The sequence below is a fragment of the Herbaspirillum lusitanum genome, assembly GCF_026127345.1.
Taxonomy (GTDB): domain Bacteria; phylum Pseudomonadota; class Gammaproteobacteria; order Burkholderiales; family Burkholderiaceae_D; genus Herbaspirillum; species Herbaspirillum lusitanum.
Genome location: NZ_QXFG01000012.1, coordinates 324,948 through 344,249 on the forward strand (window position 1 = coordinate 324,948; position 19,302 = coordinate 344,249).

A 19,302-nucleotide genomic window follows, 5' to 3' on the forward strand; every position below is an offset into this window, starting at 1 on the left:
AAACCGCTCGATTATAGCGCAAAATGCGCCCCCCAGCAAATCCTAAGATTGCCGGAAAGCGCATTTCAGGGGCTTGCCCGTAGACAAAAATCGGCTAAAAATCAACTAATTAGCAAATTACGCATCTGCCAACATCGTTACCGATCAACGTTATCAGAGACCCAGTGCGGCGATGCCTGCCTTGCCGATCTGTACGTCTTCCGACGACTTCACGCCCGACACGCCGACCGCGCCGACACATTGACCGTCGACCACGATAGGCACGCCGCCTTCCAGCAAGCCGTCCAGTTCAGGCGCGCATAGGAAGGAGAAACGGCCGTTGTTGATCATGTCTTCGTAAATCTTGGTTTCGCGGCGACCCAGGGCGGCAGTCTTGGCCTTGGCTGGAGCAATATGCGACGAGGCAGGCGCGGCGCCGTCCAGGCGCTGCAACCACAGCAAGTGACCGCCATCGTCGACGATGGCAATGACGACCGCCCAGTTATTGGCTTTTGCTTCGGCTTCGGCGCCGGCGGCAATTTTCTTCAGATCGTCGAGGGTCAGATACGGTTTCGTTTGCATGATGCTCCCAAATGGCTCAAGTAAAAAAGAATGCTGATTGTAATTCGAGATTGGCTCGCCGGCGCAAAATATGCAAAACCCGGGAGATCGCCCCTTCATCGAGGGCATCCTCCTGCACGTAAGGTCTTGACTTTATTGCAATTTCTGTAAGATAACGCGAAATAAGCTTTTGACATTACTGGCTAAATTGTTTACATTCCAGCAGTCATACCCATAGGAAAATGTCCTGATGACAACACGCAACGCCGCAAAAACCAACCGATTCCGACGACACCTCGCAAAATCGTGCGTGCTGGCTGCCGGATTCTGGTTCTGCAGCGCTGCATGGAGTATCGAAACACCTCTGCAACAAGACACCCCTCCTCCCGGCAAGGCAAACATCGCTCTCGCCAAACTGCACGACATCACCAACCGCGCTTCCGAACTGGCTGTCCAGGCATTGAGCATGCTCGGCATCAACTATCGTTACGGCGGCACATCGCCGGAAACCGGCCTCGATTGCAGCGGCCTGGTGCGTTATGTGTTCAAGGAAGCGCTCGGCACGGATTTACCGCGCACTTCGGCCGAGATCAGCCGCGTCGGCGAAAAAGTGGTTGACCTGCGTCCGGGCGACCTGGTGTTCTACAACACGCTGCGCCGCGGCTTCTCGCATGTCGGCATCTATCTCGGCGATGGCAAATTCATCCATTCGCCCTCCGCCGGCGGCCAGGTGCGCATCGAAGACATGGATGTGGCTTACTGGAAAAAGCGCTTTAATGGTGCACGCCGCATTTCGGCGACTGCTGAAGACCAGCAATAAGTTTTCTGCGGGACTTCATCCGCAGCTCCCCTCATCGCCTTCCCGGTCGCCTTCGCAGCACCCTCTTATTTCCCGTCTGACAACGCAGATCAGTTCCCGCCTTTGAGTTTCAGCTTCGCCTTCAGGTCGGGCATCGCCTTCATGGCGGCCTGCTCGCCGGCCAGGATCGCCAGGTTGCGGCCGGCGAAATCGCTGCCCTTCATCGCTCCCAGACCAGGCTGAATCACGACGTCGGCATCTTTTAGTTCGTAGTTGTTGATGCTCTGTCCCATGATCGCGAAAGTTTGCAGCATGACATCGACCGAACTGGCCGAAGCCTGCGCCTCGGGCTGGGCCGAGATATTTACCGCGATGACGAAGTCTGCGCCCATCTCGCGCGCAAAATGCACCGGCACCGGCGCCACCAGTCCGCCGTCCACATAATAGTGATCGCCGATCTTGACCGACTGGAATACGCCCGGCACGGCCGATGACGCGCGCACCGCGATGCCGGCATTACCGCGCCGGAATAGGATCGCCTGGCCGGTTTTGAGATCGGTCGCCACGGCACCGAATGGAATCTTGAATTTTTCGATCGGCAGGTTGTTCACCGAACGGTTCACATACGTCTGCACGCCCTCGCCCTTGAGCACGCCGCTGACCTTGGCGAAGAACGGCACCGACCAATCGGAAATGGTCGCCTCGTCCATGTCCAGCGCCAGCTTCTGCAGCGCAAAGCCATTGTTGCCGGCGGCATAAAGCGCACCGACCAGGCTGCCTGCGCTGGTGCCGACCACGATGTCGGGCACGATACCTTGCGACTCCAGCGCCTTGATCACGCCCACGTGCGCAAACCCACGCGCGGCGCCGCCACCCAGGGCCAGTGCAATACGCGGCTTTTGCGGCAATTTGGTCGGCGCTGCCACCGGCGTCACCGGAGACGTTTCGATAGGCGTTGCCGACTTGGACGGCATCAAGCCATTGCAGGCCGTCAACAAAACAGCGGAGGATAAGGCGAGGAAGCGATGCAAAACAGACATGTTCTTCTAGAGCAGAGAATCTCAGCCCGAACGGGCGCAGCCATTTTAGCGTAATCGCCCCATCCAATCGGCACTTGATTAGGAAACAATCATTTCCTATAATTGCAGGCATGGCCTCCACTCCTCCCAACATTCCTCGCAGCCGCGGCCGTCCGCGCGAGTTCGATATCGATGCAGCACTGGACAAGGCAATTGTCGTGTTTACGGAAAAGGGCTATTACGGCACCTCGGTCAGCGATCTGGGGACCGCCCTGGGATTGACCGCCGGCAGCATCTACAAGGCCTTCGACGATAAAAGAGCTGTTTTCGTCGCCGCCCTCGAACGCTATATCGCGCTGCGCACCGAACGCCTGCGACAAGCGCTGGAGCCCGCCCGGACCGGTCGCGAACGGGTGCGGACCTTGCTGGCGCTCTATGCGGCATCAAGCTACGACGACGATGGTCGCCGCGGCTGCCTGATCGTCAGCAGCGCCGTCGAGCTCGCGATTTCCGATCCTGAGATCGCCGGACGCGTGGCGCAATCCCTTGATGTCCACGAAAAGCGACTGGCCCTGTTCATTCGCCAAGGGCAGGAAGATGGCAGCGTTCCTGCCCATGTCGAAGCAGCGGCGACAGCCCGTTTGCTCTTGTGCGTCATGCAGGGCATGCGCGTCATCGGCAAGACAGGCCGCAGCAAGAAAGAAATGAACGCCCTGATCGACAAGGCCATGAAAGTGCTCGATTAAAAATTTTTGCCAATTTAGGAAACAATCATTTCCTATTTATTCGAATAATCAACCGTAGCAATTCACCTGAAGGATTCCGCATGCAGACATTTTCTCCTGATACGTTCTGGAACGACTTCCACCACGGCAGCGCCCGCGTCAACGGGGTACGCCTGCATTACGTTGAAGGCGGCAGCAACGGGGTGCCGATCCCCCCGATGCCGCCGATTCTCCTGATCCCCGGCTGGCCGCAGAGCTGGTATGCGTGGCGCCTGGTCATGCCCTTGCTGGCGGCGAGCGGGCGGCGCGTCATCGCCATCGATCCGCGCGGCATGGGAGACTCGGACAAACCCGCATCCGGTTACGACCTGAAGACGATCGCCGCCGATCTGCACGAATTCGCCAACGCGCTGGGCCTGCTCAAAGACGGTCCGTTCGACGTTGCCGGTCACGACATCGGCACCTGGATAGGCCACGCCTATGCCGCCGACTGGCCCGCCGATATCCGGCGGCTGGCGTTGTTCGATGCCGCCCTGCCCGGCATTACTCCGCCTCCTCCGCCCGGCATTCCTTCCGAGGAAACCAATCTCAAGACCTGGCACTTTCCGTTCAACCGCCTCGACGATCTGCCCGAGATCTTGCTGCAAGGTCACGAACGCGCCTTCCTCAACTATCTGTTCCACACCAAGGCGATCAATCGCTGGTCCATCACGCCGGCCGACCTGGATGAATACGAGCGGGTGTTTTCAGCGCCGGGCGCCGTGCGCGCCGCGCTGTCCTACTATCGCGTCGCCTTCAGCCCGGCGGGACTCGCACAAAGCCGCCGCCGCGGCGAACAGACGCTCGCCATGCCCATCCTCGCCTTGGGCGCGGAGCATGGCGTCAAGGACGCACTCGTCACCACCTTGCGCAGCATCGCGACCGACGTGCGCGGCGGCACGCTGCCAGGCAGCGGCCACTACATGCCGGAAGAAATTCCGGATGCGGTGGCGGACGAATTGTTGCGCTTTTTCCAGACCTGAAGCTGCGCAACTTACTCGTTCCAGCCGCCGCCCCGGCAGGTTGATCGGCGGTACCGGATTGTTCTGAAAAAACAACTGCGGCGGCGCGCATCTTGGCGCGAAGGCGGTTTGCAGATTACAATGAGAACCATTCTCATTATTTTTTGTCGTCATGACTGCCGCCGTCCATTCCCCCCACCAAGACATGGCAGGCCTCTACACCGGCCATCATCACTGGCTGCTGGGCTGGCTGCGCCGTCGGACCGGCAACCCGGAACTGGCGGCCGATCTGGCTCAGGACACCTTCCTGCGGATCATGGTGTCGCGTCGCGACTTCTACCTTGATGAAGCGCGCGCCCTGCTGGCCACCATCGCCCGCGGCCTGGTGATCGATCACTTCCGCCGCTGTGCGCTGGAAGCCGCCTTCCTCGAGATACTTGCGCAATTGCCGCCCGAGCACGTGCCGTCGCCCGAAGCGCGGCTGGCGGTGCTGGAAACCCTCAACCAGATCGACGCCATGCTGGCCGCCCTGCCGGCCAAGGTGCGCAGCGCCTTCCTGCTGTCGCAGCTGGACGGTCTCAGCTATGCCGAGATCGCCGTGCGCCTGGAGGTGTCCCTGAGTTCGGTGCAGCAATACATGAAACGCGCCTTCATGGCGTGTTATCGCGTGCAGTATGGCAACTGACATGATTGCGGACTCAAGCGCCCCGGGAAACGATATCGTGACGATCGCCATCGACTGGATGGTGAAGCTGCAATCCGGCGCCGCCACCGAGCAGGAACGCGAAGCCTGCCGCCGCTGGCGCGCTGAAGAAGCGCGCCACGAACTGGCATGGCAGCGGCTGCAATCCCTGAGTGAACGTGTCTCCACCCTGCCCAGCGCACTGACGCACGGCAGCATCGGCGACGCCAGCAACCGCCATCGCCATAATCGCCGCTTCGCCGTCAAATCCCTGTGTATCGCCCTCGGTGTCGGCCTGTTGGCCGCCGGCGGCAATGAGGTCGTCCCGTGGCGGACGCTGATGGCCGACTACGCGACCAAAGCCGGCGAACGCCGCCGCGTGACGCTGGCCGACGGCACGGCAGTCGAACTCAACACCGCCACCGCCATCGACGCCGCCTATGACGAACAATCCCGCCTGGTGCGCCTGCATCGCGGCGAAGTACTGATCACCACCGCGAAGGAAATCGATCGCGCCTATCGGCCTTTCGTCGTGCACACCCGGCTGGGCCAGGCACGTGCGCTGGGCACCCGCTTCCAGGTGCGCGACAGCGCGGCCGGCATGCGGATCGCAGTGTTCGAAGGCGCGGTGGAATTCAAACCTGCCGGCACCTCCGGAACCAACGGCGCCATCCGCATCGATGCCGGACGCCAGGGCCTGTTCGATCGGCAAGGATTGATCGGCGCCTTGTCGCGGGCCAATGAAGAGGCGGTGGCCTGGACCGACGGCGTCATTGTGGCCGACCGCATGCCGCTGGGCGAACTGGTCGCGGAACTGGACCGCAGCATGCCCGGCAAGCTGCGCTGCGACCCGGCCATCGCCAGCCTGACCATCTCGGGCGTGTTCCCGCTCGACCAGCCGGCGCGCATCCTCGCCGCCATTGCCCGGACCTTGCCGGTGCAGATCGACACCGTCACCTCCTACTGGATCACGCTGCGCCCGCGCACCGACGCACGGAGTTAGCGCACGGAGTTAAAAGTACGGCTGCAAAAAATTTCAATTTTGTTCTGCAGGTTTTCGTCACTCGTCCGGTTTACCTGATAGCACCTTTGCCAATCACCGTAACCATGCCATGAAAAACCTGACCCGCTTCCCTTCCCGCCCGACCCTGGCCCGGCTGGCTGTACTGGCTGCTTTCGCCATGCCGATGACCAGCCTGCAAGCGCAAGCCGTCGACGGTCAGCGCCTTGCCTATGACATCCCGGCCGGTCCGCTGGATCGCGTCCTGAACAATTTTGCGCGCCGTGCCGGCGTGCTGCTGTCGTTCGATCCCGCCATCACCCATGAACGCCAGGCCGCCGGCCTGTCCGGCCGCTACACCGTGGCCGAAGGCTTCACCATCCTGCTGGCGGGATCCGGCCTGCAAGCGGTGAAGAACGCCGACGGCGGCTATGCGCTGTCCGTGGCCACCATCGGCAGCAACAACAATGCCGTGTTGCCCACCGTGACCATCACTGAAAGCGCCGACCCCACCGCGCCCTATGCCGGCGGCCTGGTCGCGCGCGGCGGCAGCCTGGGCGTGCTCGGCACCGCCAGCGTGATGGACACGCCCTTCAGCACCACCAACTACACCTCCCAGGGTATCGAAGACGTGCAGGCGCGCGCGATCGGCGACGTGATCGCCAATGACTCCTCCGTGCGCAACACCAATGGCAACGGCGGCTTCGGCGACAGCTACCAGATCCGCGGCTTCACGATGTCGGCCAACGATGTCGCGTTCAACGGCCTGTACGGCATGGTGCCGTTGACCCGCATGCCGATCGCCATGGTCGAACGCATCGAAGTGCTAAAAGGTCCCGGCACCCTGATGTACGGCATGGGTCCGGCCGGCGGCGTCGGCGGCGCGGTCAACCTGGTCTCCAAGCGCGCGCACGAAGATCCGATCTCCAGCGTGACGGCAACCTACCTGTCCAATTCGCAATTCGGCCTGAAGGGCGACATCGGCCGCCGTTTCGGCGACAACCAGGAATGGGGCATCCGCGTCAATGCGCTGTACGCCGACGGCAACACCGGCCTGTCCGGCAGCAACCAACAGCAGAGCATGGGTTCTGTGGGTCTCGACTACAGCGGTCGCCGTGTGCGCTGGAGCCTGGATGCCTATACCCAACACGAGGACACCCGCAACTTCCGTCCGCAATTCAGCTTGGGCGCTGCCCTCACTACGGTGCCGGACGCGCCGTCGGGCAAGACCAACCTGTACCCGGGCAACACCTTGCAGTCGGACGACAAGGCCGTTGCCACCCGTCTTGAATATGACATCAACGACAACCTGACCGCCTACGGCGCCGTGGGCTATCACGTGGCCGAGTCGGCGCAAAATTTCCCGCGGGCGACGATCACCTCGGTGCAGGGAGCGACCAGCGTCGCCAATGGCTACTATGACCAGAAGGTCACCTCCACGTCCGCCGACGTTGGCCTGCGCACGCGCTTCAACACAGGCGGCATCAAGCACACGCTGATCGCGGGCGCCAACATGCTCAACCAGCAAACCGATTACTTCTATCCCGCAGCGAGCGCAGCGGTAGCCTCCAACCTGTATAACCCGGCGCCCTTGCCGGCCATGACGGGTGTACGCGGCAATCCTACGCCACGCAGCCAACAGCGCCTGACCAGCCTGGCACTGACCGATACGATGTCGTTGATCGATGATCGCCTGATCCTTATCGCCGGCCTGCGTCGTCAGCAGGTTTACACGCACAGCCTGACCGACGCTGCGCAGACCTCGAACAAGACGGCCATTTCGCCGGTAATGGCCGTGGTCGTGAAGCCGATCACGAATCTGTCCCTGTACGCCAACTACACGGCGGCGCTGACGGCAGGCACCATTGTCCAGCCGCCTAATGCAAACCAAGGCCAGGCATTCCCGCCATCCAAATCCAAACAATATGAAACCGGCGCCAAGATGGACTGGGGCCGCATCACAACCACGGCGGCAGTGTTCCAGATCGAGCAACGGAACAACTCCACCCAACTGATCAACGGCTTGCAATACGTCACCCAGGATGGCCGCGCGCGCATTCGCGGCCTTGAGCTGGCGGGGTACGGCGAACTGGTACGAGGCCTGCGATTCAACGCCAGTGGCACCTTCTTCGACACCGAGCAATCGCACACCACCGGCGGTGCCAGCGACGGCAGGGAACTGGGCGCCGTGCCGAAGAACAATTTCAACCTGGGCCTGGATTGGGATACGCCATGGCTGACCGGATTGGCATTGAACACCCGTATCACCAGGACCGGCGCCACCTTGTACAGCAACACCAGCAACCTGAAAGTACCAGGCTGGACCCGTACCGATATCGGCGCGCGCTACATCACCAAGGCAGCTGGCCAGGTCATCACCTACCGCGCCAACATCGAGAACCTGTTCGACAAGAACTACTGGGTGATGCAGAACGGTTATGTCGGCACTTCATCCGGCCGCACCTTCGTGCTGTCGGCGCAAGTGGATTTCTGATCGGGAAATTGCTGCAGATCCCATCCTTTATGAGCCTGCCTTTCGGCGGGCTTTTTTTTGTTCGTTGCGATGAGATCGCTTCGCTTACGCGCAGGCTGGCTCGTGCATGGCTTCCTGGCGGGAGTCCGGCTGAGCCGGCTTACCTGACCCGCCCCGCGTCCTCGCCTGCTGACGTCCTTGCCTGAATTCAACAAATAGAATCAATTGACATGTGCATATGCACATGATAAGGTTTGGATATGGACACCACTCCTTCACTGACGGGCTGCAATTTATTCGCAACCAAACAGGCTGCGCGGTTCATCACGCAGCTGTATGAGCGGCATCTCGCACCGGTCAACGTCACCAGTTCGCAGGTGACCCTCCTTGCCGTGATTCATGAGCGGCCCGAGATCACGATGACGGAACTGTCGGAAATGGTCGTGATGGATCGAACCAGTCTGGTCCGTGCAATCCAGCCATTGAGCCGCGATGGATATGTTGTGCAAAAGTCGGAGGCCGGCTCCAGGAAGATCGGTTTGTCACTCTCCAAAGCAGGCACCAGGAAATTCCTTGATGCACTCCCTCATTGGCGTGCCGCTCAGAAGGAATATGAAGAACTGGTCGGCAAGGATCGCGCCAAGTTTCTGCGGGAAGAGTTGATGGCGGTGACCCAACGTTAAATGACCCAACGTTAAATATGCGGCGCTGAATATACGGCCTTAAGCTCCAAACGACAGGCATCAAGTTCCATGGCGAGGCAATGTCCTCGCTATTTTTTAATCCATAAAGTGCATATACACATTAATCAGACCAGCGAGGGGTTTCATGGGAATCAACAAGAAATATATGGGCATGGCGCTGTCAGGCGCATTGATCGCCACACTTGCCGCCTGTAGCAAACCGGCGCCGCCTCCGGCGACAGCGCCCAGGGTTGCCTCCTTTACGGTTCAAAACGTTGAACACGATTCCGCCAGCTACACCGGCGTCGTGCATGCCCGTACCGAGAGCAATCTGGGATTCCGGGTGCCCGGCAAGATCGTGGAACGCCTGGTCGATCCGGGCGAACTGGTCAAACGCGGCCAAGCGCTGTTCAAGCTCGACAGCACCGATTACACCCTGGCGCAGCATGCAGCGCGCTCCGCGGTGATCGCCGCGCAAGCACGCGACGTGCAGGCCCAGGCTGACGAAGTGCGCTTGCGCAAGCTGCTGAACTCCGGCGCCGTTTCCAGACAGGCGTATGAGCAAAGCAAAGCGCTGGCGGACTCCGCCAAGGCGCAACTCGATGCTGAACGGGCGCGCGCCGGCCAGGTTGAAAACCAATCGGACTACTCCGTCCTGCGCGCAGACGCCGATGGCGTCGTCATGGACGTTCTGGCCGACGCCGGCCAAGTGGTCGGCGCAGGACAGACGATCGTGCGACTGGCGCAGAAGGGCCCGCGTGAAGCAGTCGTCAGCATCCCCGAGAACGGCCTCGGCCAGGCGCGTCGCCAGGCAAGCGCCACACTCTATACGGATGACACGCAAAAATTCGCGGCCAAGCTGAGAGAACTCTCCGCCATGGCCGATCCCCTCACCCGCACCTACCAGGCGCGCTACGTGCTGTCCGGCAAGGGAGAGCAGGCGCCGCTGGGCTCGACGGTCACCATCAGGCTCACCGGCGATACCACTTCAACCGAACAGACCGAAGTCCCGATCGGCGCGTTGATCGACAAGGGCCACGGCGCCAGCGTCTGGCTGATCGAAAAACAAACCCAGGTCGTCAAGCTGGTTCCCGTGACGGTTGTCCGTCTGGGTGAAGAATTCGCCGCCATCAGCGCAGGCCTGAAAGCGGGTGATGTGGTCGTCGCCTACGGCACCCATCTGCTCAAGGCCGGCGACAAGGTTTCAGTGGTTTCGCCGCAGTCCGCGGCACATACGGGCGGTGCGTCATGAGCGGCTTCAATCTTTCCGCTTTCGGTGTAAGGGAACGCGCAGTGACGCTGTTCCTGATCATTGCGATTGCCGTTGCCGGCGCCTTCGCCTTCATCAAGCTGGGGCGTGCCGAAGACCCCAGCTTCACCGTCAAGATCATGACCGTGACTGCGTTGTGGCCAGGCGCCACCGCGAAGGAAATGCAGCAACAGGTCGGCGATCGCCTGGAAAAGCGCCTGCAGGAACTGGAATACTATGATCGCGTCGAGACTGCCGCACGGCCGGGTCTGATCACGATGAAATTGTTTCTGAAGGATTCGACGCTGCCCGCGCTGGTGCCGGAACAGTTCTACCAGGCCCGCAAGAAACTCGGCGACGAGGTCATCAACATGCCGCGCGGCGCAATCGGCCCGGTCATCAACGACGAATACTCGGATGTCTATTTCACGCTGTTTTCACTCAATGCACCAGGCCTGCCGCATCGCCAGCTGGTGACGGAAGCCGAAACCTTGCGCCAGCAATTGCTGCACGTGGACGGCGTCCAGAAGGTCAACATCCTCGGCGAGCAACAGCAGAAAATCTACGTCGACATTTCCAATCAACGCCTCGCCACGCTAGGCGTCAAGGCGCAAGCCATCTTCGACGCGCTGAATCGCCAGAACGACATGACGCCGTCCGGCTTTGTCGAAACCGCCGGCCCGCGCGTGTACCTGCGCCTGGACGGCGCCATCAACAACATCGATGCGGTCAAGGCGATTCCCATCGCCGCCGGCGGCCGCAGCTTCAAGCTCGGCGATATCGCCGACGTCAAGCGCGGCTACGAAGATCCCAAGTCGTTCCTGGTGCGCATACAGGATGAGCCGTCGCTGATGCTGGCGGTTGTCATGAAAAAGGGATTCAACGGCTTGACGCTGGGCAAATCCCTGACAAAGGAACGCGACCTGATTCAGGCCTCGCTTCCGCTGGGCATGTCGCTGACCAAGGTATCGGATCAGGCGCTGGCGATTGAAGCGGCGATCGACGAATTCATGATCAAGTTCGTCATGGCGCTTGCCGTGGTCATCATCGTCAGCCTGGTGACGCTCGGCTTCCGGGTCGGCGTCGTGGTGGCGGCGGCGGTGCCGCTCACGCTGTCGGCGGTGTTCGTCATCATGCTGGCGACGGGGCGCGACTTCGACCGCATCACGCTGGGCGCGTTGATCCTTTCATTGGGATTGCTGGTCGATGACGCCATCATCGCGATCGAAATGATGGTCGTGAAGATGGAAGAAGGCATGGACCGGATTTCCGCCGCGACTTATGCCTGGGGCGCTACCGCCGCCCCGATGGCGTCCGGCACGCTGGTGACCATCATCGGCTTCCTGCCGGTCGGCTTCGCCAGGTCGACGGCCGGCGAATATGCCGGCAACATTTTCTGGGTCGTGGCGTTTTCGCTGATCACGTCGTGGTTTGTCGCGGTCCTCTTCATTCCCTACCTGGGCGTCAAGATGCTGCCGAATATCCCGGTGCATGCCGGCGGGCAGGATGCCATCTACGCCACCAGGAACTATCAGCGCTTCCGCGCGCTGGTGCGCTGGTGCGTCGACAATAAATGGATTACCGCCGCGATCACCATCGGCGTGTTTGCCGCCGCCATTTTCGGCATGGGCTTCGTGCAGAAACAGTTCTTCCCCAATTCCGAACGGCCGGAGCTGACCATCGAAGTCAACCTGCCGCCCGGCAGCGCATTCAGCGCCACCGATGCCACCGTCAAGAAGATAGAAGAAGCGCTGCACAAGGAGCCTGAAGCGAAAATCGTCTCCAGCTACATCGGCCAGGGCGCGCCGCGCTTCTTCCTCTCGGTCAATCCCGAGTTGCCCAACCCGGCTTTCGCTCAGTTGATCGTGTTGACTGACAACGCCAAAGACCGCGATGCTCTCAAAGCCAAGTTCAGCAAGATGATCGCCGACGGCAAGTTTGCCAATGCCCGCGTCCGGGTGAGCCAGTTCGTGTTCGGCCCGCCGGTGCCGTTCCCGGTGCTGTTCCGCATCGTCGGTCCCGATCTCAATACCGTGCGCGACATCGCGTTCAAAGTGAGGGACGTGGTGCAGAGCAATCCGGACACCCGGGATGTGCATCTGGACTGGGGCGACCGAACCCAGACCTTGCGCCTGGAACTGGATCAGGAGCGCTTGCGCCAGGTCGGTCTCAATCCGCGCGATGCCGCCCTGCAGCTGCAAGCGATACTGAACGGCGCCTCGACCACGCAGGTCAGGGACGGCTTGCGCATTGTCGACGTGATGGTGCGCGGCGTGAAGCGCGATCGCACCAGCCTGGCGGAAATCGGCAACCTGACCCTGACCACGCAGGACGGCGTCGCGGTCCCGCTCTCGCAGGTCAGCAAGCTGTCGTCGAATGTCGAAGATGCGGTCTTGAAACGCTACAACCGCGAGCTCTACATCGCCGTGCAGGGCGACGTGCGCGACGGCATGCAACCGCCCGACGTCACGCATGCCATCCTGCCCAAGCTGGACGCCATCAAGGCGGCGTTGCCGGCCGGTTATCACATCGACACCGGCGGTTCGGTCGAAGAAAGCGCCAAGGCCGACGTTGCATTGGCCGCGATGTTCCCGCTGATGATCATCCTGATGCTGGCCGTCATCATGTTCCAGGTCCGCTCGTTTGCCACCATGTGGATGGTCTTCGCTACCGCGCCGCTGGGGCTGGTCGGCGCGGTGCCGACCTTGCTGATCTTCCACCAGCCGTTCGGCTTCAACGCCATCCTCGGCCTGATCGGCCTGGCCGGCATCCTGATCCGCAACACGCTGATCCTGGTCGACCAGATCCGCAGCGACCTGCTGTCCGGCATGACACCGTATGACGCCGTGATCGAGTCCACCGTGCGACGCGCCCGCCCGGTCATCCTGACGGCAGTGGCCGCCATGCTGGCCTTCATCCCGCTGACGCATTCCTCGTTCTGGGGGCCTCTGGCGTATGTCCTGATCGGCGGCGTCGGCGTCGGCACCGTCCTCACGCTGCTGTTCCTGCCGGCCCTGTACGCCATCTGGTTCAAGGTGAAACGTCCGGCCGCGCCCGGTCACCCGGCCGGCATCAGCCACTCTCCTATTTGAGGCACGCACGATGACAATTACTTTCCAGTCCTTGCGGACAATCGCCGGGATCTCACTGATCAGCGCCTCGCTGGCGGCGTGCTCGCTGGCGCCGTCGTATCAACAGCCGGCTTTCCCGGTGGCGGCTCATTGGCAAAACGATTTGCAAAAAGCCGAGCCCGCCGGAACGCAGTCCGACACCCGGCAGGCGGCATCGATAGCCTGGACCGATTTCTTCCAGGATGCACAACTGAAGTCGGTGATCGCCGCCGCGCTCGACCACAACCGCGATCTGCGCATGGCCACACTGAACATCGAACGCGCCCGGGCCATGTACAACATCCAGGTTGCCGATCAGGTGCCCAACCTTGCGTTGAACGGCAACGGCGCACGCCAGCGCCTGCCGGCGGACGTCAACCCGACCGGCAAAGCAGGCGTCAACAGCAGCTATTTCGCCGGCGTCGGCCTGGCCGCGTTTGAAATCGACCTGTTCGGCCGGGTCAGGAACCTGAGCGAGGCAGCGCTGCAACGTTACCTGGCGACCGAGCAGGCGCAACGCAGCGCGCAGATCAGCCTGATTGCCGAAGTAGCCAATACCTACGAAGCGCTGGTGGCCGACCGGCGCCTGTTGCAGCTCACCGAAAACACGCTGGCCAGCCGGGCCGATTCCTATGAGCGGCAAAAGCAGCTGTACGCCGAGGGTGCGAGTTCCGAATATGACCTGCGGCAGGCGGAGTCGCTTTTCGAAGCGGCCAAGGCCGCGCGTGCGCAACAGGAACGGCGCAAGACGCTCGATGAAAATGCCTTGGCCGTACTGGTCGGCCATCCGCTCGCAGCGGATATCGGAATCGCGAACGCGACATCTGCCGAACAGGTTCTGCCGGACCTTCCCGCCGGACTGCCGTCGGACCTGCTCACCGCACGGCCGGACATCCTCCAGCAAGAGGCCTTGCTGCGTTCGCAAAACGCCAACATCGGCGCGGCGCGGGCGGCGTTCTTCCCGCGCATTTCCCTGACGGGAAACTTCGGCTCCGCCAGCAGTCAGCTGTCCGGATTGTTCGATTCGGGATCGCGCTCCTGGTCGTTCATTCCGCAGATCTCCATTCCCATCTTTGAAGGCGGCCGCAATATCGCCAACCTGAACGTGGCGGAGACCGACAAGAAAATCGCCGTCGCACAATATGAAAAGACGGTGCAGGTCGCTTTCCGCGAAGTCGCCGATGCGCTGGCGGGTCGCGCGACGCTGGCCGACGAAGCCGGCGCCGTGAAGGCCCAGGAGGCTGCCGAGTCGGCCCGCTACGGCTTCGCCAGGAGCCGCTATGAAGCCGGCTATTCAAGCTACCTGGAATACCTGGACGCGCAACGCTCGCTGTTCGCGATTCAGCAGCAATCCATCCAGGTGCAACTTGCGGAGCTGCAAAACCGCATCACGCTCTACAAGGTGCTCGGCGGCGGCTGGAAGATGGCCAAACAATAGGAATAGAAAAAGAAGCGTGCCTCGCCTCTTTTTCGGAGGCGGGGAAATGCTTCAACACCATCGGCAAGCGTCCGTCAACGCCAACGTATCATCATCACCTGCGAGCATGGCGGCAATCACATCAATCGCATTCCGGCTCCCCTCTGAGAAAAATAAAAAACCACCGTCCCGGCAGTTTTTAACTTCAGCTTCTACCATCGGTTTTATTCGGGTTATAGTACAGAAACAATACGGCAAAATATTAAATAAAATTCGCTGGGAGACCCCGCATGCCTATTCTGTTCCGATGTGTCTTGTTCCTTGCGCTAGTCCCGTTGGCCGCTTTGTCGCAAGAAAAGGAATGTCGAAAAGTTGTCATTTCGGCCGACTCCGACTATGCACCGCTGCAATGGTACGACGGCAAACATCTGACCGGCGCGAGTATCGAGATCGCCACCAGCGCCTTGACTACTCTCGGCATCCCTTATGAAGTGCGCTATGTGGGTCCTTTCCATCGCGTCCTGAAAAGCGCACAGACAGGGGAGATCGACATGATCTCCTCTCTCAAAGATACCCCCGAAAGACGCGAGTATCTGATCTATACAAACGTCGCGCTATTTGCCAATCCCATTGCCATATTTGTTGCGAGGGAGCGAAGCTTCAGTTATTCGGGATGGAATGACCTGATGGGGAAAAAGGGAGGAGTCACGCTCGGCAATCAGTTCGGGAATGGTTTCGATGAATTCTTGAAAGGGAATCTGCAAGTGGAGGCTGAGCAAAAAGCCTACATGAATTTCAAGAAACTTGAACTGCATCGTATCGATTACTTGATTACCGGGTACTACAGCGGAATAGCCTACTTAACCGCCTCCGGACAAAATGACAAGTTCGTTGCCTTGAAGCCGTATGTCTCGGAATCGGACAATTTCATCGCCATCGCCAAATCAAGTCCGTGTATCCGGCACCTGAAGGCCTTGAATCTTCAATTGGATACCATGCGCCGTGAAGGCAAGCTGAAGCTTATATTGGACAAGCACATAGCACTGCTTCCCAAGCGAGCAAATTGACCATCGATACCCCATGAAGACTTATTGAAAAACCAATCTGCTTGCCCATTGCGCGACAGTCTTTCGAATTCTGCCCGGCATTTAATGCAACGTCTCCTCGCAACCAGATTTTCCGAACAGCGCAGCCAAGCCGCATACCGAGTGATACATGGCGAATGTGCGATGCGCAACTGCAGGCACTTCGAACAACCGCTGCAGTTGCGGCAGATGAGCCGCTTCGGCGGCGGCCGTCACGTAGCGGAAGTAGGCGTGCCCGCGTTCCAGGCGCGTTGCACCCTGGCTCTTATACGTGCAGGACTGGCCGACAGCGTCTGCGTTCGGATCATTGTCAGCGGCGCCAAGCAAGTAGACGACGTCACGCTGCAAATAGCCTTTTTCGAGCATGACGGGCGCCACCGGTTGCTGCACGTAAGCAGGCACCTTGGCGGAGAGGCCATTGTTCCATGTCCCTGCAGTAGCGCACTGAGCGCTCACATCAGCAAAGCTGCCGTCCGCTTGCGGTCGCCTGTCGTCGAAGTACAGATAAGCCGCCGGATTGGCAACGACGTAACGGACATGGATAGGGGAAACGACGGCCTCCTGCGAGACCTGCCCCACCACCGCATAGCGCTGCACGAACTGGCCGCCGGCAGAGTGGCCCGCCAACACGACGTCTTTCAAATGAGGAAAGAGCTTTCGGTCGGCAAGCCGCATAAAAATCTGGTCTATCACTGAAAACGCGCTGATTGGAGCAGGCGATCCGGCATCATAGCCCTGCAGCCAGTCGCTTTCTCGCCAGCGCAATGTCATGGGGGACAGGTGATGTGCCTTGACATCGACTTCCGTAAGAAATTGCGGCGTGATGAAGAGCGTGTGCGCGGCCAGGGTGCCGGCGCGCTGTTGCAGATCTTTATCGGCGTCGATGTCGCGACGCGGCCAGCCATGAATGATGATAATGGCTCTTGTAATGTCGGATTGTTCAAATTTCCAGTTCCGCGACACGCGTATTGGCACGTCGCCTGCGCCGCCTGCCGTTTGCACGTTCAGGCGATCTTGCAGCACCACCGGGACCGGACTGTTAACAACGTCGATTTCGGCTGCGCCGGCAAGGCGAGCCAAAGATGCGCAGAAGAAAAGTCCTGGCATGGCGGCATGACTGAAACGCATGTCTTTCCTCTTTTTTGAATGTCCGCTTCGGAAGTACGATGTTGGATACGGTGGTTCTCCAATCGCCACTTGGCCGCTGGCGGATTGCTGCAGCAAAGACATCAAGTTCATGCAATTGGCCGCATGGCTCAAGCATAACCGGTCTTACCGTTTCCTCCTCAACGGACACACTGATGCCCCGTCATTGGCGCTCGATTGCACCGCGCACGGAGGAAATCCGCTGGCCGGCTTCGCAATCCGGAATTGCCTTAGGACGGGGACTTGACCAAGTCCTTAAAGATGAGTTGTCCCCAGCTATTTCCACGCGCCTGCACAAGCAGTCCACCCTCCGAAATCCCGCCAAGTCTGATGGGTGAGAAACCGAGATTTTCCGCGAGCGTACTGACCTGCGCTGCGGCGTCTTCATCATCGCTCGCAAGGAAAACGACTCTGCGGCCGCCGTGTACGGCCGGATCCTGGGCCAGGACGGCAGCGATCAGATGATTGAAGCCCTTGACCAGTCTTGCATCGGTGAAGGCCTGCGCAACGACCTTGGAAGAAGGCTGCCCGCCCAGTTCCTCGGGAGGTACGCCGTAGGCGTTGGTTACATCGATGATGGTCTTTCCATTCCATGTGGACAGCGCCTTCGCGACATCCGGGTGCGACTCGAAACGGACAGCTAGAAAGATGATGTCCGCCTTGACTGCTTCCGCCAGTGTCTTGGGAATGATCGTGGGTCCTATCGCGGCCGCGGCGGATGCAAAGCTCTCGGGGTCGCGCGTAGTGGCAACGGATACTTCGATGCCGTTACGGGCAAACGCCTTGGACAAGGCCTGGCCAATATTGCCGAAGCCGATAATTGCGTAGCTCATATATTCTCCTCAATGAATCCGACGACGCTCCGAATAATCGAATGGAGCGCCGTCGGGTAGCGTCAGATTTGCGCCAGGCCGCCGTCGACGGCAACCTCGCTGGCGGTCATGAAGCTGCTGTCCTGCGATGCGAGAAAGGCAGCCGCCGCCCCGAGCTCGGCCGGATCGGCCATGCGCTGGAGCGGATTCATCGCGGCGAAGACCTTCATGCCTTCTTCGCCTAGCGCTGCCTTCGCGAGTTCGGTCGCCGTCGGCCCGGGCGACAGCACGTTGACCCGGATGCCGGTGCCCTTCAAGTCTTCCGCCCAGGTCCGCGCGAGGTTGCGCACAGCCGCCTTGCTCGCGCTGTAGACGCTGAATGCCGGGGCGCCCGTGGTGCCGGCACTCGATCCGGTCAGAATGATCGAACCACCCTGCCCCATCAGTGGTAACGCCTTCTGGACCGTGAAGATCGTTCCCTTCACATTGGTGTCGAAGGTTTCGTCAATGTGCTCGGCGGTGAGCTTGCCGAGCGGAAGGGGGCCGCCCGCCCCGGCATTGGCGAAGACGATGTCGAGAGTTCCTCGCTCGGCCTTCACCGCCGCGTAGAGCCGGTCGAGGTCGTCCGGATCGGTGATCGAGCCCTTCACCGCACGGGCATTGGGGCCAAGGTCAGCGATGGCGGCGTCGAGCGCTTCCTGCCGGCGGCCGAAGATGAAGACGAAGGCGCCCTCCTCGATGAAGCGCTTTGCTGCGGCGAGGCCGATGCCGGTGGCGCCGCCGGTGATCACGGCGGTTTTTTGATGCAATCTGTTCATGTCATGCTCCTTAGGTGGCGTCGCACCACGTTTCTGTTTCCATTCGCACAAATGCGCGGTATCTTATGGAGCAGCGATCCATATATGGATTTGATATGCAGGGATTTAACATCCGGATCACCGCTCCATTTATTAAATATACGGATCACCGATCCACTTGTCAAGGAAGTCCATGCGAGCTGACGCCCTAAAAAACTACAGCCATCTCCTGGAGGTCGCGCGCGACGTCGTTACCGAACATGGCGCCGATGCGTCCATGCGAGATATCGCCCGCCGCGCAGGCGTCGGGCTGACCACAGTGCTTCGCCATTTCCCGACGCGAGAAGCCTTGTTCGATGCGTTGCTGCGTACCAACCTGGACGCACTGACGCAAAAAGCCAGTGAATTCGAATCGTCGCATCCGCCTGATGAAGCGCTGGTGTCATGGTTTCGCGAAGGGGTGGCATTCGTTCACAGCTATAGCGGCGTCGTTGCCTTGATGGCCCGCGCCCACGAAGACCCGAACTCCGCGCTTTATGCTTCATGCTCGGCGGTGCATGAAGCGGGCGCGCGACTATTGCGCCGTGCGCAGACCGACGGAACGGCGCGCGCCGATATGGATGGGATAGATTTGTTCGCTCTGATGTCGGCGCTCGGCTGGGTCGGCGACCAACCCTCATTCGCTCCGCGAGGAGATCATCTGTTCCACGTTATTACGAGCGCCATCCTGACAAACCGGCCAAGGGAATGATGGCCGAGTAGAA

At 60.5% G+C, this 19,302-nt stretch carries 18 protein-coding genes; 12 read left to right on the forward strand and 6 right to left on the reverse strand.

What is annotated here, in order from left to right; translation table 11 throughout:
* Positions 1-153 precede the first annotated feature (153 nt).
* Positions 154-561 (reverse strand): GlcG/HbpS family heme-binding protein, encoded by a 408-nt coding sequence (locus DXT88_RS19035; protein WP_116435047.1) that lies wholly within the window; start codon positions 559-561, stop codon positions 154-156.
* Positions 562-790: 229 nt separating this feature from the next.
* Between DXT88_RS19035 and DXT88_RS19040 the strand changes: the two genes are divergently transcribed.
* On the forward strand, positions 791-1,360 hold the full coding sequence (locus DXT88_RS19040; RefSeq protein WP_265215593.1) for a C40 family peptidase: 570 nt from the start codon (positions 791-793) through the stop codon (positions 1,358-1,360).
* Positions 1,361-1,449: 89 nt separating this feature from the next.
* On the opposite strand, the gene DXT88_RS19045 is transcribed toward DXT88_RS19040, so the two are convergent.
* A complete protein-coding gene (locus DXT88_RS19045; protein ID WP_265215594.1) occupies positions 1,450-2,313 on the reverse strand; it encodes a patatin-like phospholipase family protein in 864 nt (287 codons plus the stop codon).
* Positions 2,314-2,489: 176 nt separating this feature from the next.
* Between DXT88_RS19045 and DXT88_RS19050 the strand changes: the two genes are divergently transcribed.
* The 9 genes from DXT88_RS19050 to DXT88_RS19090 all read left to right on the forward strand — a co-directional run bounded on the left by DXT88_RS19050 (position 2,490) and on the right by DXT88_RS19090 (position 14,719).
* Entirely contained in the window at positions 2,490-3,104 is a 615-nt protein-coding gene (locus DXT88_RS19050) for a TetR/AcrR family transcriptional regulator (protein ID WP_265215595.1), read from the forward strand.
* 80 nt (positions 3,105-3,184) lie between these two features.
* Positions 3,185-4,105 (forward strand): alpha/beta fold hydrolase, encoded by a 921-nt coding sequence (locus DXT88_RS19055; protein ID WP_265215596.1) that lies wholly within the window; start codon positions 3,185-3,187, stop codon positions 4,103-4,105.
* A 184-nt stretch (positions 4,106-4,289) separates the two neighbouring features.
* On the forward strand, positions 4,290-4,769 hold the full coding sequence (locus DXT88_RS19060) for a sigma-70 family RNA polymerase sigma factor (protein ID WP_265215597.1): 480 nt from the start codon (positions 4,290-4,292) through the stop codon (positions 4,767-4,769).
* Between the two features lie 37 nt (positions 4,770-4,806).
* The gene (locus DXT88_RS19065; protein WP_265215598.1) at positions 4,807-5,769 is read left to right on the forward strand and encodes a FecR domain-containing protein; all 963 of its coding nucleotides are present in this window, start codon (positions 4,807-4,809) and stop codon (positions 5,767-5,769) included.
* A 109-nt stretch (positions 5,770-5,878) separates the two neighbouring features.
* Complete coding sequence (locus DXT88_RS19070) at positions 5,879-8,260, forward strand: TonB-dependent receptor (protein WP_265215599.1); 2,382 nt, start codon at positions 5,879-5,881, stop codon at positions 8,258-8,260.
* 239 nt (positions 8,261-8,499) lie between these two features.
* Positions 8,500-8,922 carry a MarR family winged helix-turn-helix transcriptional regulator gene (locus tag DXT88_RS19075; RefSeq protein ID WP_265215600.1) on the forward strand — a complete coding sequence of 141 codons (423 nt, stop codon included), beginning with the start codon at positions 8,500-8,502 and terminating at the stop codon, positions 8,920-8,922.
* 145 nt (positions 8,923-9,067) lie between these two features.
* On the forward strand, positions 9,068-10,174 hold the full coding sequence (locus DXT88_RS19080; protein ID WP_265215601.1) for an efflux RND transporter periplasmic adaptor subunit: 1,107 nt from the start codon (positions 9,068-9,070) through the stop codon (positions 10,172-10,174).
* Complete coding sequence (locus DXT88_RS19085) at positions 10,171-13,263, forward strand: efflux RND transporter permease subunit (protein WP_265215602.1); 3,093 nt, start codon at positions 10,171-10,173, stop codon at positions 13,261-13,263. Before DXT88_RS19080 ends, DXT88_RS19085 begins: the two co-directional genes overlap by 4 nt.
* A 10-nt stretch (positions 13,264-13,273) precedes the next feature.
* Positions 13,274-14,719, forward strand: a complete 1,446-nt coding sequence (locus DXT88_RS19090; protein ID WP_265215603.1) for an efflux transporter outer membrane subunit — start codon at positions 13,274-13,276, stop codon at positions 14,717-14,719.
* 51 nt (positions 14,720-14,770) lie between these two features.
* Here DXT88_RS19090 and DXT88_RS19095 read toward each other — a convergent pair whose 3' ends face one another.
* On the reverse strand, positions 14,771-14,917 hold the full coding sequence (locus tag DXT88_RS19095) for a hypothetical protein (RefSeq protein WP_265215604.1): 147 nt from the start codon (positions 14,915-14,917) through the stop codon (positions 14,771-14,773).
* 71 nt (positions 14,918-14,988) lie between these two features.
* On the opposite strand from DXT88_RS19095, the gene DXT88_RS19100 reads away from it, so the two are divergent.
* Positions 14,989-15,765, forward strand: coding sequence for a substrate-binding periplasmic protein (locus tag DXT88_RS19100; protein WP_265215605.1), 777 nt, complete (start codon positions 14,989-14,991; stop codon positions 15,763-15,765).
* A gap of 81 nt (positions 15,766-15,846) precedes the next feature.
* Here DXT88_RS19100 and DXT88_RS19105 read toward each other — a convergent pair whose 3' ends face one another.
* From DXT88_RS19105 to DXT88_RS19115, 3 genes are all read right to left on the reverse strand, one after another.
* Entirely contained in the window at positions 15,847-16,911 is a 1,065-nt protein-coding gene (locus DXT88_RS19105) for an alpha/beta hydrolase (RefSeq protein WP_265215606.1), read from the reverse strand.
* 248 nt (positions 16,912-17,159) lie between these two features.
* Positions 17,160-17,762, reverse strand: a complete 603-nt coding sequence (locus tag DXT88_RS19110; RefSeq protein ID WP_265215607.1) for an NADPH-dependent F420 reductase — start codon at positions 17,760-17,762, stop codon at positions 17,160-17,162.
* 62 nt (positions 17,763-17,824) lie between these two features.
* The gene (locus DXT88_RS19115) at positions 17,825-18,559 is read right to left on the reverse strand and encodes an SDR family NAD(P)-dependent oxidoreductase (RefSeq protein ID WP_265215608.1); all 735 of its coding nucleotides are present in this window, start codon (positions 18,557-18,559) and stop codon (positions 17,825-17,827) included.
* A 172-nt stretch (positions 18,560-18,731) separates the two neighbouring features.
* Between DXT88_RS19115 and DXT88_RS19120 the strand changes: the two genes are divergently transcribed.
* The gene (locus tag DXT88_RS19120; protein ID WP_265215609.1) at positions 18,732-19,289 is read left to right on the forward strand and encodes a TetR/AcrR family transcriptional regulator; all 558 of its coding nucleotides are present in this window, start codon (positions 18,732-18,734) and stop codon (positions 19,287-19,289) included.
* Positions 19,290-19,302: the final 13 nt, after the last annotated feature.